The organism is Armatimonadota bacterium (genome assembly GCA_025059775.1).
GTDB lineage: Bacteria > Sysuimicrobiota > Sysuimicrobiia > Sysuimicrobiales > Sysuimicrobiaceae > Sysuimicrobium.
This window is the reverse complement of record JANXCW010000044.1, coordinates 1-747: the sequence shown is the minus strand read 5'-3', so window position 1 is coordinate 747 and position 747 is coordinate 1. Positions and strand designations below refer to the sequence as shown.

The 747-nt window shown below is 51.9% G+C and carries 3 protein-coding genes; all 3 read right to left on the bottom strand.

From position 1 onward, the window contains the following. On the bottom strand, positions 1 to 204 hold a 204-nt coding region (locus N0A24_12280; protein ID MCS7174112.1), incomplete at its 3' end, for an Lrp/AsnC ligand binding domain-containing protein. Further along, a complete protein-coding gene (locus N0A24_12275) occupies positions 201 to 464 on the bottom strand; it encodes an Lrp/AsnC ligand binding domain-containing protein (protein MCS7174111.1) in 264 nt (87 codons plus the stop codon). The genes N0A24_12275 and N0A24_12280, both read right to left, overlap by 4 nt. Beyond that, positions 461 to 747: glutamine synthetase (locus N0A24_12270; GenBank protein ID MCS7174110.1), on the bottom strand; the 287-nt coding region annotated here is incomplete at its 5' end. The genes N0A24_12275 and N0A24_12270, both read right to left, overlap by 4 nt.

Sequence of the window (747 nt, the reverse complement as noted above, 5' to 3'; positions counted from 1 at the left end):
GACGACGCTCGTCTGCTTCGAAACTATCTCATACACTTTGGTCGAAAGCTCCTCCAAACTGTTTGCGGAAACAACCAAAACCGCGTCGAAGCGACCGAAGACGCTGTGTGCCAAAACCACTCCCGGCATAGTTCTCAGCGAAACTATCTGATGCGAGGTCCCGGGCTCGGTTCTTACGAGAACGTAGGCAAAAACTTTCGTCATTTTTTGTTCCCACTGAACATTACGATGCATGTTTCCGTTCTGACGACGTTGGGAATCTTCTCGATCACTTTGTAGAGAACTTGCGAAAGCATTTCAAGATTTTCGACGTCGAGAGTTATGATAGCGTCGTAACGACCGAAGACCGAGTCGGCGGAAACAACACCCTTGACCTCCGATGCTTTTCTGAGAAAGTTTACGATCTCCTCGGAAGTTCCCGGCTTCGCCGAAACCAGAACATAGGCCTTGACCAAGGCGATCACACGTCGAAGTACAGGTAGAATTCGTAGGGATGAGGCTTCGTTGTGACGTCGATGAAGGCCTTTAACTGCAGTTCGGTAATTGTGTCGATCAAGTCGTCGCTGAAGACGGGCTTGAGAAATTCTCGGTCGCTGAGAAGTTCTTCAACGGCTTCGCGGAGGGAGCCGGGCAGCTCCCTTATGCCCAGTTGTTTTCTGCGTTCTGGGTCGAGTTTGTAGATGTCCTCGTTGACGGGGTCGCCGGGGTCGATCTTCCTCCGTATTCCGTCTGCCCCGGCCGCTGCCA